This is a genomic window from Herbaspirillum rhizosphaerae, assembly GCF_001189965.1.
Classification (GTDB): Bacteria; Pseudomonadota; Gammaproteobacteria; order Burkholderiales; family Burkholderiaceae_D; genus Herbaspirillum; species Herbaspirillum rhizosphaerae.
The window spans coordinates 124,346-139,241 of sequence record NZ_LFLU01000012.1; the positions used below are offsets into that span (position 1 = coordinate 124,346).

A 14,896-nucleotide genomic window follows, 5' to 3' on the forward strand; every position below is an offset into this window, starting at 1 on the left:
TGGTTTCACCTCGTCTGGGTTAACAATTGATCAACAAAAATATTGCAAAACGCCGGCACCGACAAATATAGCACCAACCCGGCACAGCGCTTACGGCTGCTCATCCCGTTGTTATCGGAATCATGTGACCGCACGCCAGCCAGCGCAGAAATGAATCGCAACAACACCATCCAAGAAGAATCCACACAGCCGCGATAATCAATGCCGTCCTGCCGTTGCTGCCAATTATCGTTGTCGAAACAGCGCGATCCCGTAGGATCGTCGCTTCTCTGTCAAAATGGCGCTTTCAGCCGTCATGCACACCGCCCCTTCATGAATTCTCCAGCCTCCCCACCCGTCGTCGACACCAGCGCCAACGAGACAGCAGCACTGCTGCCGTTCGGCAATGCCTTTGCAGAGCTGCCGCCGGCGTTCTATACGCACTTGCAGCCGACGCCTTTGCGCGCGCCGTATCTGGTCGGCGTCAGTACCGAGGCGGCAGCCTTGATCGGCCTCGACCCGGCGATGGCGAACAGCAGCAGCTTTGTCGACGTCTTCACCGGCAACGCCATTGCGCGCGACTCCAAACCGCTGGCGGCAGTGTATTCCGGTCACCAGTTCGGCGTCTGGGCCGGCCAGCTCGGCGACGGTCGTGCGATTCTGCTCGGCGATCTGCCGGCGCGTGACGGCGGCCGGATGGAATTGCAACTCAAAGGCGCCGGCCAGACGCCTTATTCGCGCATGGGCGACGGCCGCGCCGTGCTGCGTTCGTCGATCCGCGAATTCCTGTGTTCCGAGGCGATGGCCGGCCTGGGCATTCCGACCACGCGCGCGCTGTGCGTGACCGGCTCGGACCAGCAAGTCCGGCGCGAGACCATGGAAACTACTGCGGTGGTCACGCGCATGTCGCCCAGTTTCATCCGTTTCGGTTCGTTTGAGCATTGGTATTACAACAAGCGCCACGACGAACTGAAACTGCTGGCGGACAACGTCATCGCCCATTTCTATCCGGAATTTCTCGGCGCCGACAATCCCTATCGCGAACTGCTGGCCGAAGTGACGCGCCGCACCGCACACCTGATGGCGCACTGGCAGGCGGTCGGCTTCATGCACGGCGTGATGAACACCGACAACATGTCCATCCTCGGCCTGACGCTGGATTACGGCCCCTTCGGCTTCATGGAAGCCTTCGACGCCCGCCACATCTGCAATCACACCGACCAGCAAGGCCGCTATTCATATCAGATGCAGCCGCGCATCGGCCAGTGGAACTGCTTTGCGCTGGGACAGGCGCTGCTGCCGCTGATCGGCAGCGTGGAAGACACCGAAGCCGCCTTGTCGCAATACGAAGCGCAATTCGCTGCGAAAAACGACGCCCTGCTGCACGCCAAGCTGGGACTGGCGACGCATCAGCCGGACGACGACAAACTGTTCGAGGCAATGTTTGCCATCCTGCAAGCCGGCCATGTCGATTTCACGCTGTTCTTCCGCCGCCTGAGCGACCTGCAAGCGGCCGGCAGCGCCGGTGACGAAGCCTTGCGCGACTTGTTTATCGAAAGACCCGCTTTCGATGCCTGGGCCGGGCAATACCGCGCCCGCCTGCAGCAGGAAAACAGCCAGGATGCGCCAAGGAAACTTGCAATGGACGCAAGCAACCCCAAATACGTGCTACGGAATTACCTGGCGCAAGTCGCCATCGACAAAGCGCAGAACAAGGACTTCTCCGAAATCGCCAAACTGCAGCAGATCCTGCGCCGGCCTTTCGACGAGCAGCCTGAGCATGACAAGTACGCCGACCTGCCGCCGGACTGGGCCAGCCATCTGGAAGTGAGCTGCTCTTCGTAACCGTAAGCAAGGTCGGCAACGACGGCATCGTCAGCGTAAGATCCGGCGGCGCGGCGCGACTAATCGCCATGACGGATCTGCGCTGCCGGTCTGTATCCGACAATTTTTTACATTCTTCTTTCCACTCTTACCACGGAGCATCAGCATGACTGCCAAAGTCCGAAAAACCGACGCCGAATGGCGCGCCCAACTGGATGCGATGGAATATCAGGTGACCCGCCATGCGGCGACCGAGCGCGCCTTCACGGGTAAATTCTGGGATCATCACGAAGCCGGCATCTATACCTGCGTCTGCTGCAACACCCCGCTGTTTGCATCGGACACGAAATTTGACTCCGGCTGCGGCTGGCCCAGCTATTTCAAAGCGCTGGATCCGGCCAATGTCCGCGAGATCGTGGACAAAAGTTATGGCATGATTCGTACCGAAATCGTCTGCAACGTCTGCGATGCGCACCTGGGTCACGTATTTCCCGACGGTCCGCCGCCGACAGGCCTGCGATACTGCATCAATTCCGCGTCGTTGCGGTTTGATCCGGCGACCCGATAACCTGATTGCTTCAGCTCATCCGTGCAATCTTTTAAGAAGACTTAACTCATGAAGTTTTTGTTCGACCTCTTTCCCGTCATCCTCTTTTTCGGCGTTTTCAAGTGGGGTGAAGGTCATGCCGACGCCGCCCAGGGCCTGGTGTCGCAATATCTGTCGGGCTTCATGTCCGGCGGCGCCGTGACGGCCGCCCTGGCGCCGATCCTGCTGGCGACGGCGGTCGCCATCGTCGCTTCGCTGGCGCAGATCGGCTATCTGCTGGCGCGCCGCAAGAAGGTCGACGGCATGCTGTGGGTGTCGCTGGCCATCATCGTGGTGTTCGGCGGCGCGACCATCTATTTCCGCGACGACACCTTCATCAAGTGGAAACCGACCATCCTCTACTGGTGCTTCGCTGCCGCCCTGATCATCAGCCAGGTTTTCGTCAAGAAGAACCTGATCCGCGTGATGATGGAAAAACAAGTTTCCCTGCCTGAACCGGTGTGGGGCAAGCTCAATGTGGCGTGGTCGATTTTCTTCGTGGTGATGGGCTTGCTCAATCTCTATGTGGCCTTCAACTACGCCATCGACACTTGGGTCAACTTCAAGATGTTCGGCACCATGGGGCTGATGTTCGCCTTCATCATTGCGCAGAGCCTGTTCCTGTCGAAATACATGAAAGACGCGGAATGAACCAGCGCCACGACCTCATCCGCGAGCGCCTGCTTGCAACTTTCTCACCGAGCGAGTGTCAGGTCGAAGACGAGTCCGCCCTGCACGCCGGCCATGCAGGCGCAGCGTCGGGCGGAGGCCACTATCGCGTCCGCCTGATTTCAAGCGCTTTTGAGGGTAAAAATCGTTTAATTCGCCATCGGCTGGTGTATGATTGCCTGGCTGATATGATGCACAAGGATATACACGCACTGGCGATCACCGCCATCGCACCATCTGAAATAGCGAACTAACAAGACTATCCCCCCTCTATATCTCTCATTACCTCGATTTATTACCTCCATTTTTTAGGATTCAATAATGACATTCAAACCTGCTCGTTTGCTGGTACTGCTGTTTGCAACCGCCGCTTTGCCAGTCATGGCGCAAAATCTGGCCGTCGTTAACGGCAAGGCAATTCCATCCTCGCGCGCCGATGCAATGGTCAAGCAAATGACAGCACAAGGTCAGCCTGACAGCCCGCAACTGCGCGGCGCCGTGAAGGAAGAGCTGATCAATCGCGAAATCCTGATGCAAGAGGCCGACAAGCAAGGTCTGAGCAACAACCCTGACGTCAAGAACCAGCTGGAACTGGCCCGCCAGGGCATCGTTATCCGCGCGCTGATCGGCGACTACCTGAAGAAGCATCCGATTGCAGACGCCGACATCAAGGCTGAGTACGACAAGTTCAAGGCGCAAGCCGGCGACAAGGAATACCACGCTCGCCACATCCTGGTCGACAAGGAAGAAGACGCGAAGGCGATCATCGCCAAGCTGAAGGCCGGCACCAAGTTTGAAGATCTGGCCAAGCAATCGAAGGACACCGGTTCCGCAGCCAACGGCGGCGATCTGGATTGGGCTACGCCTGCTTCGTTCGTGAAGCCGTTCTCCGACGCCATGGTTGCACTGAAGAAGGGTGAAATCACTGAAACACCGGTGAAGACCCAATTCGGTTACCACGTGATCAAGCTGGAAGATACCCGTCCGGCCAAGGTCCCGACTCTGGACGAAGTGAAGCCGCAAATCGCGGAAGCGCTGCAACAGAAGAAGCTGCAAGCCTATCAGGAAGAACTGCGCAAGAAGGCCAAGGTTCAGTAAGCTGGAAGTACAAGCCGAACTACCCGGCGGAATGTAATTTAAGCATCCCGCCAGCTGAAAAAACGCCCATCACCGACATCGGTTTTGGGCGTTTTTTTAATTTAAACGATCGTTTTTTTGTTTTGTACAAAAACACCTCATCGATGCGTAAAAATATAAAAAATTAACGCCTGCCTGCGCGAAATATACATCCCGGTCAATATTAATGACCAAATAATTTACGCATTTACCGAAAAACTACAAATAGCACGTTCGTCAGTTAATTCCTTTTTCACTCGAAAAATCTCCTGATATTCTCTCGCCTAACCCGAAACGGGTGACGCCGCATCCAAGCGAAAAATACAAAAGCACATGCGGCGATGAAGGTGCGGAAACAGACGCTACACAATAGCAATCACGTCTTCGCACGGACCATAAAAAACAGCAAGTTCAGGAGAAATGCATGAAAAAAACTTCTTTGGCACTCGTCATCGCCAGCCTCGCCAGCAGCAGCGCCTTCGCTCAGTCCAACGTCACCATCTACGGTATCGTCGACACCAGCATCCACTATCTCAGCAACGCCAATGCCCAAGGCAACAGCAACGTCCGCGTGGATAACGGCGCCATTGCCAACAGCCGTATCGGCTTCAAGGGTACCGAAGATCTGGGCGGCGGTCTGAAAGCCATGTTCCAACTGGAAAACGGCTTCAGCAGCGATAACGGCGCAATGTTGCAAGGCGGCGCACTGTTCGGTCGCCAATCGTGGGTTGGCCTGCAAGGCGGTTTCGGCAAGATCCGTGTGGGTAAACAAAACACGCCGCTGTTCGACCTGCTGGCCGACCACTTCGACCCACTGACCGTCGGCAACTACGCGAGCAACTCCTGGCTGCCGGCCGCCGCTACCTTGATTCGTACTCCTAACATGGTTCGCTATGACAACGACTTCGGTCCTGTGTCGGCAGCGGTCAGCTGGGCCTTTGGTGAGCAGGCCGGTTCGGTGCGCACGGGTAGCCAGTTCAGCAGCTCCCTGCGCTATACCGCAGGCGCCTTCGCGATCGGCGGCGGCTACCAGCAAACTGTGAGCGCCACCAACTCCAGCTACAAGGACACCGTCTGGAATCTGTCAGCTTCCTATGACTTCGGCCCGGCCAAAGTATTCGGCGGCTGGTTCAACATCAAGGACAGAACCGGCACAACCGGCGCCTATATGGCCGCCGACAGCGATACCACTGGCTGGACCACTGCAAGCACCGTCACAGCAACTGCTGGCAACCAGCGTAAGGACAACGGCTTCTTCCTAGGCTCCAGCTACAAGGCCACCAACGCCCTGACCCTGACCGGCGCGTTCTACTACGACAAGAGCAAGAACGTGTCTTACACCACGTTGGGCAATGTCGGCGACGGCAAGCGTTACGCCGTGGTCGGCTGGGCGGACTATGCACTGTCCAAGCGTACCCAGTTGTACACTACGATCGACTACAACAAGGCCAGAGACGCAGCCGTGTATGAGCTGACTAACTCTGCATCGGGCAAAAACAGCCAGACCACCCTTGGTGTCGGCATTCGCCACATTTTCTAAGCCTCGCTTTCTGGCTGAGAAAAACCGGCTGCAGGTTTCATCCACTGCAACCGGCGAATTGAAAAACGCAGATGCCTGAACGGATCTGCGTTTTTTCTTTTGGCAACGAGATGAAAAATACGGTGTAAATACACAATTTTGCATCCGTCTCTCGATTTTCCTTCTGCTTTCCTACCGTTTGTAACACGCGCGAAACCAGCTGCATTTCACTGAGTCACAGCCTCTCTTCATGACTTCGAAAATGCATCAATGAATCCCAACAACTGGTCTCCGATAGAATTGTTCGCCGTCGGTACATGCCTGTGCCTGCTGCTCTTTTCTGTCGCCTTCTCTACCTGGCAAGCTTTTCGCAGCAAGACCAAAAGCTGGCTCTGGCGGTTCTACTCGACCCTGATGTGGGTCGGCATGCTCATCGCGCTGTACAGCGATAAACTTACGTCCTCGCGTGCGCCCGGGATGCCTCCGGAATTTGCCCTCGGCGCCTGGATCCTGATCGCAGGAATCTTTGCCGCGATTGCGCATAGCGCGCTTATCCTGGTGCGCCGCGTGCGCCAGCGCCAGACCTTGCAAATCGGCTAAGCCGGAAAGCGCCGGTTCACTACACGCAATAAAAAAGGCACTCCGCAGAGTGCCTTTTCATTCTTGCCGGCGACAACATGTTGCGCGATGTTTTATCCGATTATCCGACCCATTTGCGCGCGTTGCGGAACATGCGCATCCACGGCGAATCCTCACCCCACGCATCCGGATGCCACGACTGCGTCACCGTGCGGAACACGCGCTCGGCATGCGGCATCAGGACGTTGAAGCGGCCGTCCGGCGTCGTCACCGAAGTGATGCCTTGCGGCGAGCCGTTTGGATTGTACGGATAGGATTCCGTCACTGCGCCCTTATTGTCGACGAAGCGCATCGCCACCAGCGCCTGGTTGACGTCGCCGGTCAGTGAGAAGTCGGCGAAGCCTTCACCGTGCGCGACGGCGATCGGCGTCTGCGTGCCGGCCATGCCTTGCAGGAAGATCGATGGCGAATCCTGCACTTCGACCATGGCGAAACGCGCTTCGAATTGCTCCGACTTGTTGCGCGTGAACTTCGGCCAGGCTTCAGCGCCCGGAATGATGGACTTCAGGTTGCTCATCATCTGGCAACCGTTGCAGATACCCAGCGAGAAGGTGTCCTGACGCTGGAAGAACTGCGAGAACTGCTCTGCCAGCTGGGCGTTGAACAGAATCGTCTTGGCCCAGCCCTCGCCTGCACCCAGCACGTCGCCGTAGGAGAAGCCGCCGACCGCGATCAGCCCGGTAAAGTCGCTCAACTTGGCGCGACCGGCGATCAGGTCGCTCATGTGCACGTCGACCGACTCAAAACCGGACTTGTGCATGACATAGGCGGTTTCGATATGCGAATTGACGCCCTGCTCGCGCAGAATTGCCACGCGCGGACGCGCGCCGGTGTTGATGAATGGCGCGGCGATGTCTTCTTGCGGATCGAAAGTCAGCTTCGGCGTCATGCCGGGATCGGCGACGTCCAGCAGACGCTCGTATTCGGCATCGGCACAGCCCGGATTGTCGCGCAGGCGCGCGATGCGCCAGCTGGTTTCGCTCCACAGGCGGTGCAGCGCGCTGCGCGGCTGGCTGTAGATGTTCTTGGCGTCGCGCATGAACTCGATCACATCGCGGTTGTTCGGCTTGCCGATGATGTGGCTGCAGGCGCCCAGGTTGTAGCTGCGCAGCACGTTCATGACTTCCGACTTCTGATCGGCACGCACCTGGATGACCGCACCCAGCTCTTCGTTGAACAAGGCGCGCAAGGTCATTTCATTGCGGCGCTCGCCGACTTGCGACGCCCAGTTCTTGGAATCGCCCCAGTCGGACGCGTGTTCGCCTTCCATGGTCAGGATGTCGAGATTGATCGACAAACCGCTGCGGCCGGCAAACGCCATTTCCGCCAGCGTGGCGAACAGGCCGCCGTCCGAACGGTCATGGTAAGCCAGCAGTTGGCCTTCCTTGTTCAGTTGCTGGATCGCTGCGAAGAAGCCCTTGAGGTCTTCCGCACTGTCGACGTCCGGCGTTTCATTGCCGATCTGCTGCATGACCTGGGTCAGCGCGGATGCGCCCATGCGGTTCTTGCCGCGGCCGAGGTCGATGGCGATCAATACGGTGTCGCCCAGGTCGGTACGAATCTGCGGCGTCAGCGTGCGGCGCACGTCCTGCACCGGCGCAAACGACGACACGATCAGCGACACCGGCGACATCACCGACTTGGCGGCGCCGTCGTCTTTCCAGGTTGTCCGCATCGACAGCGAATCCTTGCCGACCGGGATGGAAACGCCCAGCGCCGGGCACAACTCCATGCCGATCGCCTTGACGGTGTCGAACAGCGCGGCATCCTGGCCAGGCTGGCCGCAGGCCGCCATCCAGTTGGCCGACAGCTTGATGTCGGAAATCTTTTCAATCGCCGCGGCGGCGATGTTGGTGATCGCTTCGCCGACGGCCATACGGCCTGAAGCAGCGGCATCGATCACCGCCAGCGGCGTACGCTCGCCCATGGCCATCGCTTCGCCCAGATAGCCTTCCAGGCTCATGGCGGTGACCGCGCAGTCGGCAACCGGCACCTGCCACGGACCGACCATCTGGTCGCGCACGGTCATCGCGCCGACGCTGCGGTCGCCGATGGTGATCAGGAAGGATTTGTCGGCCACGGTCGGCAGACGCAGCACGCGATGCGACACCTCCACCAGATCCATGCCGGTCAGGTCCACCGGCGGCAATTCGACCGCAAGATGCTTGACGTCGCGATGCATCTTCGGCGGCTTGCCCAGCAAGACGTCCATCGGCATGTCGACCGGATTGTTGTTTTGCTCGGGATCGACCAGCTTCAGCTGGCGCTCTTCGGTTGCGGTGCCGACCACGGCGAACAGGCAGCGCTCGCGTTCGCACAGGTAGCGGAACAGCGGCAGCTGCTCCGGCGCAATCGCCAGCACGTAGCGCTCCTGCGATTCATTGCTCCAGATTTCCTTCGGCGCCAGGCCGCTCTCTTCCAGCGGGATCTTGCGCAGGTCGAAAATCGCACCGCGCTTGGCGTCGTTGGTGATTTCCGGGAAGGCGTTCGAGAGGCCGCCGGCGCCGACGTCGTGAATCGACAAAATCGGATTGTCGTCGCCCATGGTCCAGCAGGCGTTGATGACTTCCTGTGCGCGACGTTCCATTTCCGGATTGCCGCGTTGCACGGAGTCGAAATCCAGGTCGGCGGTATTGGCGCCGGTCGCCATCGACGACGCGGCGCTGCCGCCCATGCCGATGCGCATGCCCGGGCCGCCCAGCTGGATCAGCAAGCTGCCGACCGGCAGGTCGTTTTTCTTGGTGTGCTTGGCGTTGATGTTGCCGATGCCGCCGGCGATCATGATGGGCTTGTGGTAGCCCTGCACGTTGCCGCCGACGTTTTGTTCGTAGGTGCGGAAATAGCCGCCCAGATTCGGACGCCCGAATTCGTTGTTGAACGCCGCGCCGCCGAGCGGGCCGTCGATCATGATCTGCAAGGGCGAAGCGATGCGGTCAGGCTTGCCGTAGATGCCGGCTTGCGCCAGCGCATCGCGCTGCGCCGGCGCTTGCGCGACGTCGCGCGCGTTTTCCCACGGCTGCACGGCGTGCGTGACCATCAGGTTGGAGACCGTGAAGCCGGTCAGGCCTGCCTTCGGCTTGGCGCCGCGGCCGGTCGCGCCTTCATCGCGGATTTCGCCGCCGGCGCCGGTGGACGCACCCGGGAATGGCGAGATCGCGGTCGGATGATTGTGCGTCTCCACCTTCATCAGGATGTGGGTCAGTTCGTCCGATGCTTCATAGACGTTGCCCTTGGCGGCGCCGCGCTGGTAGAAGCGCGAAATGTTGGCGCCTTCGATCACCGAAGAGTTGTCGCTGTACGCGACCACGGTGCCTTCAGGATGCAGCTCGTGGGTGTTGCGGATCATGCCGAACAGCGACTTGGTTTGCTTCTCGCCGTCGATGGTCCAGTCGGCGTTGAAAATCTTGTGGCGGCAGTGTTCGCTGTTGGCCTGCGCGAACATCATCAGTTCGACGTCGGTCGGATTGCGCTGGGCGCGGGTAAAGGCGTCGACCAGATAATCGATCTCATCATCGGACAGGGCCAGGCCGAGTTCCGTGTTGGCGTTTTCCAGCGCAGCCTTGCCGCCGGTCAGCAGGTCGACGAATTCCAGCGGCTTGGCTTGCAATTCGCTGAACAGTCCGGCCGCTTCCTGCGGCGTGCGCAGGACCATGTCGGTCATGCGGTCGTGCAGCAGCGCGGCGACCGCCATCAGGCTGGCTTCGTTGAGTTTCTTGGCGCCGCCCAGCAAGCCGGTCTTGACCTGAACGTGATACGCGATGCCGCGCTCGATGCGATGGATATTCGCCATGCCGCAGTTATGGGCGATGTCGGTGGCCTTGCTGGCCCATGGCGAGATCGTGCCGAAACGCGGGATCACGACGAATTCATCGCCCTCGGCCGTGCCGGAGAACGGCTCGCCGTAAGTCAGCAGGCCGTCGAGGCGCGCCTTGTCTTCTTCAGAAACTTCGCCGACGGCGTCGATGAAATGAATGAATCGTCCGGTCACGCCGGTAATCGCGGCATCGACGGATTGCAGTTGAGACAAGAGACGTTGAGTGCGGAAGGCGGAAAGGGCATTGGAGCCCGGCAGAATCAGCATGGCAGAAAGTCAGGATTTGGCTGTGGAATCGGGTTCGTATTTGAATGTATGAACATCCCGCCACGCAGCGTTTGCGACGGGAAATACGAAAAGCAGCATTATACCTTGCCCACCCTGATCCAGCCCATGAAAACCGCCATTCCGGCAGGAAAGCACCCCGGAATGGCAGCCTCATGCGATCAACAGCTTAAAAGTCCTTTAACACGATCTTGCCGATGACCCGTCCGCCTTCCAGATCGGCATGCGCCTGGCGCAGGTTGGCGGCATTGATCGGCGACAACACCTTGCTGACCGTGGTCTTGATGACGCCCTGGTCGATCAGGTGGGCGATTTCATTGAGCAGCTTGCCCTGCTCCGCCATGTCCGGAGTCTGGAACATCGAGCGGGTGAACATGAATTCCCAGACGAAGCCGGCGCTCTTGGCTTTCAGCAGGGAAACATCGAGCGGACCGCTGTTTTCGACAATGGTGGCGATCGTGCCTTGCGGCGCGACAATCTGCGCCGCCGCCGGGAAATGCTTGTCGGTGTCGTTGAGGATCAGGACGTGCTCCACATGCTCCACGCCCAGAGCCTTCAATTGCGCCGGCATGTCGCCGAAGTGATTGATGACCTGCTGCGCGCCCAGCTCGCGCACCCATTTTTCCGACTCCGGACGCGAAGCCGTGGCGATCACGTTCAGGCCGACCACCTTGGCCGCCAGCTGGATCGCGATCGAGCCGACGCCGCCGGCGCCGCCGATGATCAGGATGCTCGAAGCCTTGCCGGCAGCAGCTTTGCGCGGTACGCGCAGACGTTCGAACAAGGCTTCCCAGGCGGTAATCGCCGTCAGCGGCAAGGCCGCAGCCTCTTCCATCGCCAGCGATGCCGGCGCATGGCCGACGATGCGTTCGTCGATCAGCTGGAATTCGCTGTTGCTGCCGGGACGGGTGATGTCGCCGGCATAGAACACCTTGTCGCCGACCTTGAAACCGGTCACCTCCGAACCGACCGCTTCCACGACGCCGGCGGCGTCCCAGCCGAGCACGCGCGGCGTGTCTTCGACCTTGTCCTTGGGTGCGCGCACCTTGGTGTCGACCGGATTCACGGCGATCGCCTTGACAGCCACCAGCAGGTCGCGGCCTTGCGGCGTCGGACGCGGCAATTCCACGTCCAGCAGGGATTCGGGGTTATCGATGGGCAGGTAACGCTTTACGGCAACGGCTTTCATCATGCTTTCCTTTATCAAGCACCCGGCAACACCCGGGAGATGAGGCATTATCACCGCATCACAAAAACAGATAAATAGACTTAAAATTGAATTACTTACAAACCATATTTGAAAATAGCCGCTGAAATGTACGCCACCACCGACTTGCAACTGCTGATCCACACCGCCGATACCGGCAGCCTGTCGCAGGCCGCGCGCATCCTCGGCATCCTGCCCGCCACCGCCAGCGCCAGCCTGAAACGCGTCGAGCAGCGGCTCAACACCCGGCTGTTCGCGCGCTCCACGCGCAGCATGCGGCTGACGCCCGAGGGCGAGATCTTTCTGGAATATTGCCGCGACGCGCTGGCCTTGCTGCAGGAAGGAGAATCCCTGCTCAGCAGCAGCAAGGACGCGATACAGGGACATATCCGCCTGTCCATGCCGTCGGACATCGGGCGCAACGTGCTGCTCCCGTGGCTCAACGAATTTCAGACGCGGCATCCCGACGTCAAGTTCACGATGCAGTTTTCGGACCGGATGGCGGATCTGTTTCGCGACGCCGTCGATGTGGCGATCCGCTCGGGCAAGCTCAGCGATTCAACGCTGGTGTCGCAACAACTGGCTCTCGGCCGGCGCGTGCTGGTGGCCTCGCCGGCCTATCTGGAGCGGCACGGCACGCCGGCGACGCCGGACGATTTGCTCGCTCACAACTGCCTGCTGTTTTATCTGAAACAAGGCTTGTTCAATCAATGGCGTTTTCAGAACGGCAAACAGCACGTCGACGTCAAGGTGCAAGGCGATCGCATGACCGACGATGCCTCCATCGCCCGCCAGTGGGCGGTAGCCGGCGCCGGGATTGCCTACAAGTCATGGATAGATGTGCGCGAGGACGTGCGCGCGGGACGGCTGGCGACCGTGCTGGACGACTATTGCCGGGAAGAGATTCCGCTCAATGCGGTCTATCCGCATCGCAACAGCGCGTCGCCGACGGTGCGCGCCTTGCTGGGTTTTCTGCGCCTCCGCTTCGATGCGCTGGAAAGCGAAAGCGCAGGTGAAAACCTGAAGCGGAAATAAAACCGGCCCGGATCAAGGCATGCTCAATCCGGGCCGACGGTACTGCGCTGTGCAATGCGATGCTATTGCTTCACAACAAGACTGTTCTTGACGCCTTTGACGCCTTCCACCTTGCGCGTCACTTCCGCCGCCTTCAGCGACACCGCGCTGGAATTGACGAAACCGCTCAGTTGCACGATGCCCTTGTAGGTTTCCACACTGATCTGCATCGACTTCAGGTTCGGCTCTTCAAAGATCGCCGCCTTCACCTTGGTCGTAATCACGGAGTCGTCAATGATCTGTCCGGTGCTGGCTTGCTGAGGCGTCGACGAGCAAGCGGCCAGCGCCAGCATGAACAGCGCGAAGAAAAATGCAGCAAAACGTTTGGACATTGTCATAAGTTCACCTTTATAAGAATTGATGTGGAACGCCGGTTTCGCCGGGTTCGAACGGGAACAGAAAGATCGGATATGGAACGGATATGAATCGGATATTCCGGCACACCGCACTGTAGCCAATTCCCCCGAGGAATAACAGGCCTTCGTGAGAGGAATTTGCGATTTTCAAGTTCCTGCCCCGGCCGGAATTTCCCGCTTTAAATTGACAAGAAGCCTGTTCCTCTTCTGCAAGCCTGGTCCGCCTGCCGCGCATCGCCGTGCGCCGATCACAAAAAAACCGCCTGTACGCGCTGCGAGCATGCCGATTTGGTATCATTCAGGCCGCATTACCGAGGCAAACCGCCAGACAGCGCGCTGGCAGACATCCACAGTGCCCGCCAATACAGGTCTGCATGGGGAGCGACCTTTCCGGTTTCATAGAATTAGTGACGATATAGTGACGCATAACAAAACATTGAAACAGATTGCCATTGTCGGCGGCGGCTTGTCCGGGGTAAGCACCGCTTATTTCCTGGCGTGCGCCGGCTTCGAAGTTGCCGTGCTGGAGCGCCGCGCCAATGTCGCCGAGGAAGCGACCTTCGGCAATTCCGGCCTGCTGGCGCCGTGCGTGGTGCAACCGCTGGTATTGCCGGGTATCACCAGGACCGCCTTCTCCAACTTGTTCAAGAACGATCCGCCCATCCTTGTCAAATCCGGTTTCAATCCTGCGCGCTGGCGCTGGGTGCGCAAATCGCGCCGCGAGTACCAGGACTATTTTTCGCTCAACAAGCAGCGCCTGACGCGCCTGTCGGCGTACGGCCAGATGCTGACGCAGCATCTTCAGGATCAATACGCGCTGGATCAGGAAAACAGCCAGGGGCTGCTGCACCTGTTCCGCCAGCAAGCCGATGCGGATCGTTGCGCCGGCATCGAAGACAGCCTCAGGCAATTCGAACTGCCGCGCCACAGCATCAAGGGCCAGGACGCCATCAGCCAGGTGGAGCCGGCCTTTCAGTCGGCGACGCCGATCGCCGGCGCGATGTATTACCCCAAAGACGGTGCCGGCAACTGCGTCCTGTTCGTCAAGCAATTGCGCGCCATCGCCCAATCCATGGGCGTGCAGTTTCATTTTTCGCAATCCGTCAAAGCGATCCGCCCCGAATTCGGCGGCCGCGTCTCGATTGACGTCGCCGGCGACGACGTGGCCGACAGCACGCTGACGGTCGACGGCGTCGTGCTGGCGGCCGGCATGCAGAACATGCACCTGCTCAAACCGCTGGGCATGTCGCTGCCGCTGTGTCCGATTCAAAGCTACAACGCCATGGCGGCGGTCAAGAATCTCGACGAAGCACCCAACACGGCGTTGTTCGACGAAACCTACAAGGTCGCCATTGCGCGCGTGGGCAACCGCATCCGCGTATCGGGCCTGCTGGGCTTCCTGCCGAAGACCGACCAGCCGCACGCCAAGGCCATCAGCAGCCTGCTCAAGGTAGCCAACGATTACTACCCGAATGCGGCCAACTTCAATACCGCCAATTTCTGGAGCAACACCTTTGCCCTGCAACCCAACGGCATGCCGCTGACGGGCGCCACCACGCACGGCAACATCTTCGTCAATACCGGACACGGCGCCCACGGGTGGGCCGCGGCGGTCGGCTCGGCCAAACTGCTGGCCGACGCCATGGCGGGACGCGAGACCGAGATCGACAGCGACGGTCTGCTGCTGTCGGCGGTGTCTTCTTAAGCAATGCGAGAGCGGTCCGGCGCATGCAGCGCCGCCGCTCTCAAGCGCACCACGCTCGTCCTCCCTGTCCTTCCCCGCCGCTCTCTGCCGCGCTTCCCGACACGGCTCTTTTCATGTCTGCGG

General features: G+C 59.6%; 12 protein-coding genes. 9 read left to right on the plus strand and 3 right to left on the minus strand.

All coding sequences use genetic code 11. The features are described 5' to 3' along the window. Positions 1-312: 312 nt before the first annotated feature. The 7 genes from AKL25_RS16615 to AKL25_RS16645 all read left to right on the plus strand — a co-directional run bounded on the left by AKL25_RS16615 (position 313) and on the right by AKL25_RS16645 (position 6,293). Positions 313-1,824, plus strand: a complete 1,512-nt coding sequence (locus tag AKL25_RS16615) for a protein adenylyltransferase SelO (RefSeq protein WP_050478806.1) — start codon at positions 313-315, stop codon at positions 1,822-1,824. 145 nt (positions 1,825-1,969) lie between these two features. Further along, positions 1,970-2,371 carry a peptide-methionine (R)-S-oxide reductase MsrB gene (gene msrB, locus AKL25_RS16620; protein WP_050478807.1) on the plus strand — a complete coding sequence of 134 codons (402 nt, stop codon included), beginning with the start codon at positions 1,970-1,972 and terminating at the stop codon, positions 2,369-2,371. Between the two features lie 48 nt (positions 2,372-2,419). After that, entirely contained in the window at positions 2,420-3,040 is a 621-nt protein-coding gene (locus tag AKL25_RS16625) for a septation protein A (RefSeq protein WP_050478808.1), read from the plus strand. Beyond that, a complete protein-coding gene (locus tag AKL25_RS16630) occupies positions 3,037-3,312 on the plus strand; it encodes a BolA family protein (RefSeq protein ID WP_050478809.1) in 276 nt (91 codons plus the stop codon). The genes AKL25_RS16625 and AKL25_RS16630 overlap by 4 nt, the downstream gene beginning before the upstream one ends. Before the next feature lie 67 nt (positions 3,313-3,379). Next, positions 3,380-4,156 carry a peptidylprolyl isomerase gene (locus tag AKL25_RS16635; protein WP_050478810.1) on the plus strand — a complete coding sequence of 259 codons (777 nt, stop codon included), beginning with the start codon at positions 3,380-3,382 and terminating at the stop codon, positions 4,154-4,156. A 442-nt stretch (positions 4,157-4,598) separates the two neighbouring features. After that, positions 4,599-5,714: a porin gene (locus AKL25_RS16640; RefSeq protein ID WP_050478811.1), complete on the plus strand. Its 1,116-nt coding sequence runs from the start codon at positions 4,599-4,601 to the stop codon at positions 5,712-5,714. 249 nt (positions 5,715-5,963) lie between these two features. Further along, positions 5,964-6,293, plus strand: coding sequence for a hypothetical protein (locus AKL25_RS16645; protein ID WP_157050671.1), 330 nt, complete (start codon positions 5,964-5,966; stop codon positions 6,291-6,293). Positions 6,294-6,393: 100 nt separating this feature from the next. Here the strand turns inward: AKL25_RS16645 and purL are convergent, their stop codons facing one another. Together purL and AKL25_RS16655 are read right to left on the minus strand one after the other, a co-directional pair. After that, the gene (gene purL / locus AKL25_RS16650) at positions 6,394-10,413 is read right to left on the minus strand and encodes a phosphoribosylformylglycinamidine synthase (protein ID WP_050478813.1); all 4,020 of its coding nucleotides are present in this window, start codon (positions 10,411-10,413) and stop codon (positions 6,394-6,396) included. 187 nt (positions 10,414-10,600) lie between these two features. Beyond that, a complete protein-coding gene (locus tag AKL25_RS16655) occupies positions 10,601-11,620 on the minus strand; it encodes a zinc-binding alcohol dehydrogenase family protein (protein ID WP_050478814.1) in 1,020 nt (339 codons plus the stop codon). Between the two features lie 126 nt (positions 11,621-11,746). Here AKL25_RS16655 and AKL25_RS16660 point away from each other — a divergent pair, with 126 nt between their 5' ends. After that, entirely contained in the window at positions 11,747-12,673 is a 927-nt protein-coding gene (locus AKL25_RS16660) for a LysR family transcriptional regulator (protein WP_050478815.1), read from the plus strand. 62 nt (positions 12,674-12,735) lie between these two features. On the opposite strand, the gene AKL25_RS16665 is transcribed toward AKL25_RS16660, so the two are convergent. After that, positions 12,736-13,050: a BON domain-containing protein gene (locus AKL25_RS16665; RefSeq protein ID WP_050478816.1), complete on the minus strand. Its 315-nt coding sequence runs from the start codon at positions 13,048-13,050 to the stop codon at positions 12,736-12,738. Between the two features lie 454 nt (positions 13,051-13,504). Here AKL25_RS16665 and AKL25_RS16670 point away from each other — a divergent pair, with 454 nt between their 5' ends. Then, positions 13,505-14,773 carry an FAD-dependent oxidoreductase gene (locus AKL25_RS16670; RefSeq protein ID WP_240475772.1) on the plus strand — a complete coding sequence of 423 codons (1,269 nt, stop codon included), beginning with the start codon at positions 13,505-13,507 and terminating at the stop codon, positions 14,771-14,773. The last annotated feature ends 123 nt before the right edge of the window (positions 14,774-14,896 follow it).

Excerpts from the sequence above, each read along its gene's own strand:
- AKL25_RS16640 (WP_050478811.1), top strand. The coding sequence starts at position 4,599 with ATGAAAAAAACTTCTTTGGCACTCGTCATCGCCAGCCTCGCCAGCAGC.
- AKL25_RS16660 (WP_050478815.1), top strand. The coding sequence starts at position 11,747 with ATGTACGCCACCACCGACTTGCAACTGCTGATCCACACCGCCGATACC.
- AKL25_RS16635 (WP_050478810.1), top strand. The coding sequence starts at position 3,380 with ATGACATTCAAACCTGCTCGTTTGCTGGTACTGCTGTTTGCAACCGCC.
- AKL25_RS16655 (WP_050478814.1), bottom strand. The coding sequence starts at position 11,620 with ATGAAAGCCGTTGCCGTAAAGCGTTACCTGCCCATCGATAACCCCGAA.
- AKL25_RS16630 (WP_050478809.1), top strand. The coding sequence starts at position 3,037 with ATGAACCAGCGCCACGACCTCATCCGCGAGCGCCTGCTTGCAACTTTC.
- AKL25_RS16665 (WP_050478816.1), bottom strand. The coding sequence starts at position 13,050 with ATGACAATGTCCAAACGTTTTGCTGCATTTTTCTTCGCGCTGTTCATG.
- msrB (WP_050478807.1), top strand. The coding sequence starts at position 1,970 with ATGACTGCCAAAGTCCGAAAAACCGACGCCGAATGGCGCGCCCAACTG.
- AKL25_RS16625 (WP_050478808.1), top strand. The coding sequence starts at position 2,420 with ATGAAGTTTTTGTTCGACCTCTTTCCCGTCATCCTCTTTTTCGGCGTT.
- AKL25_RS16615 (WP_050478806.1), top strand. The coding sequence starts at position 313 with ATGAATTCTCCAGCCTCCCCACCCGTCGTCGACACCAGCGCCAACGAG.
- AKL25_RS16645 (WP_157050671.1), top strand. The coding sequence starts at position 5,964 with ATGAATCCCAACAACTGGTCTCCGATAGAATTGTTCGCCGTCGGTACA.
- purL (WP_050478813.1), bottom strand. The coding sequence starts at position 10,413 with ATGCTGATTCTGCCGGGCTCCAATGCCCTTTCCGCCTTCCGCACTCAA.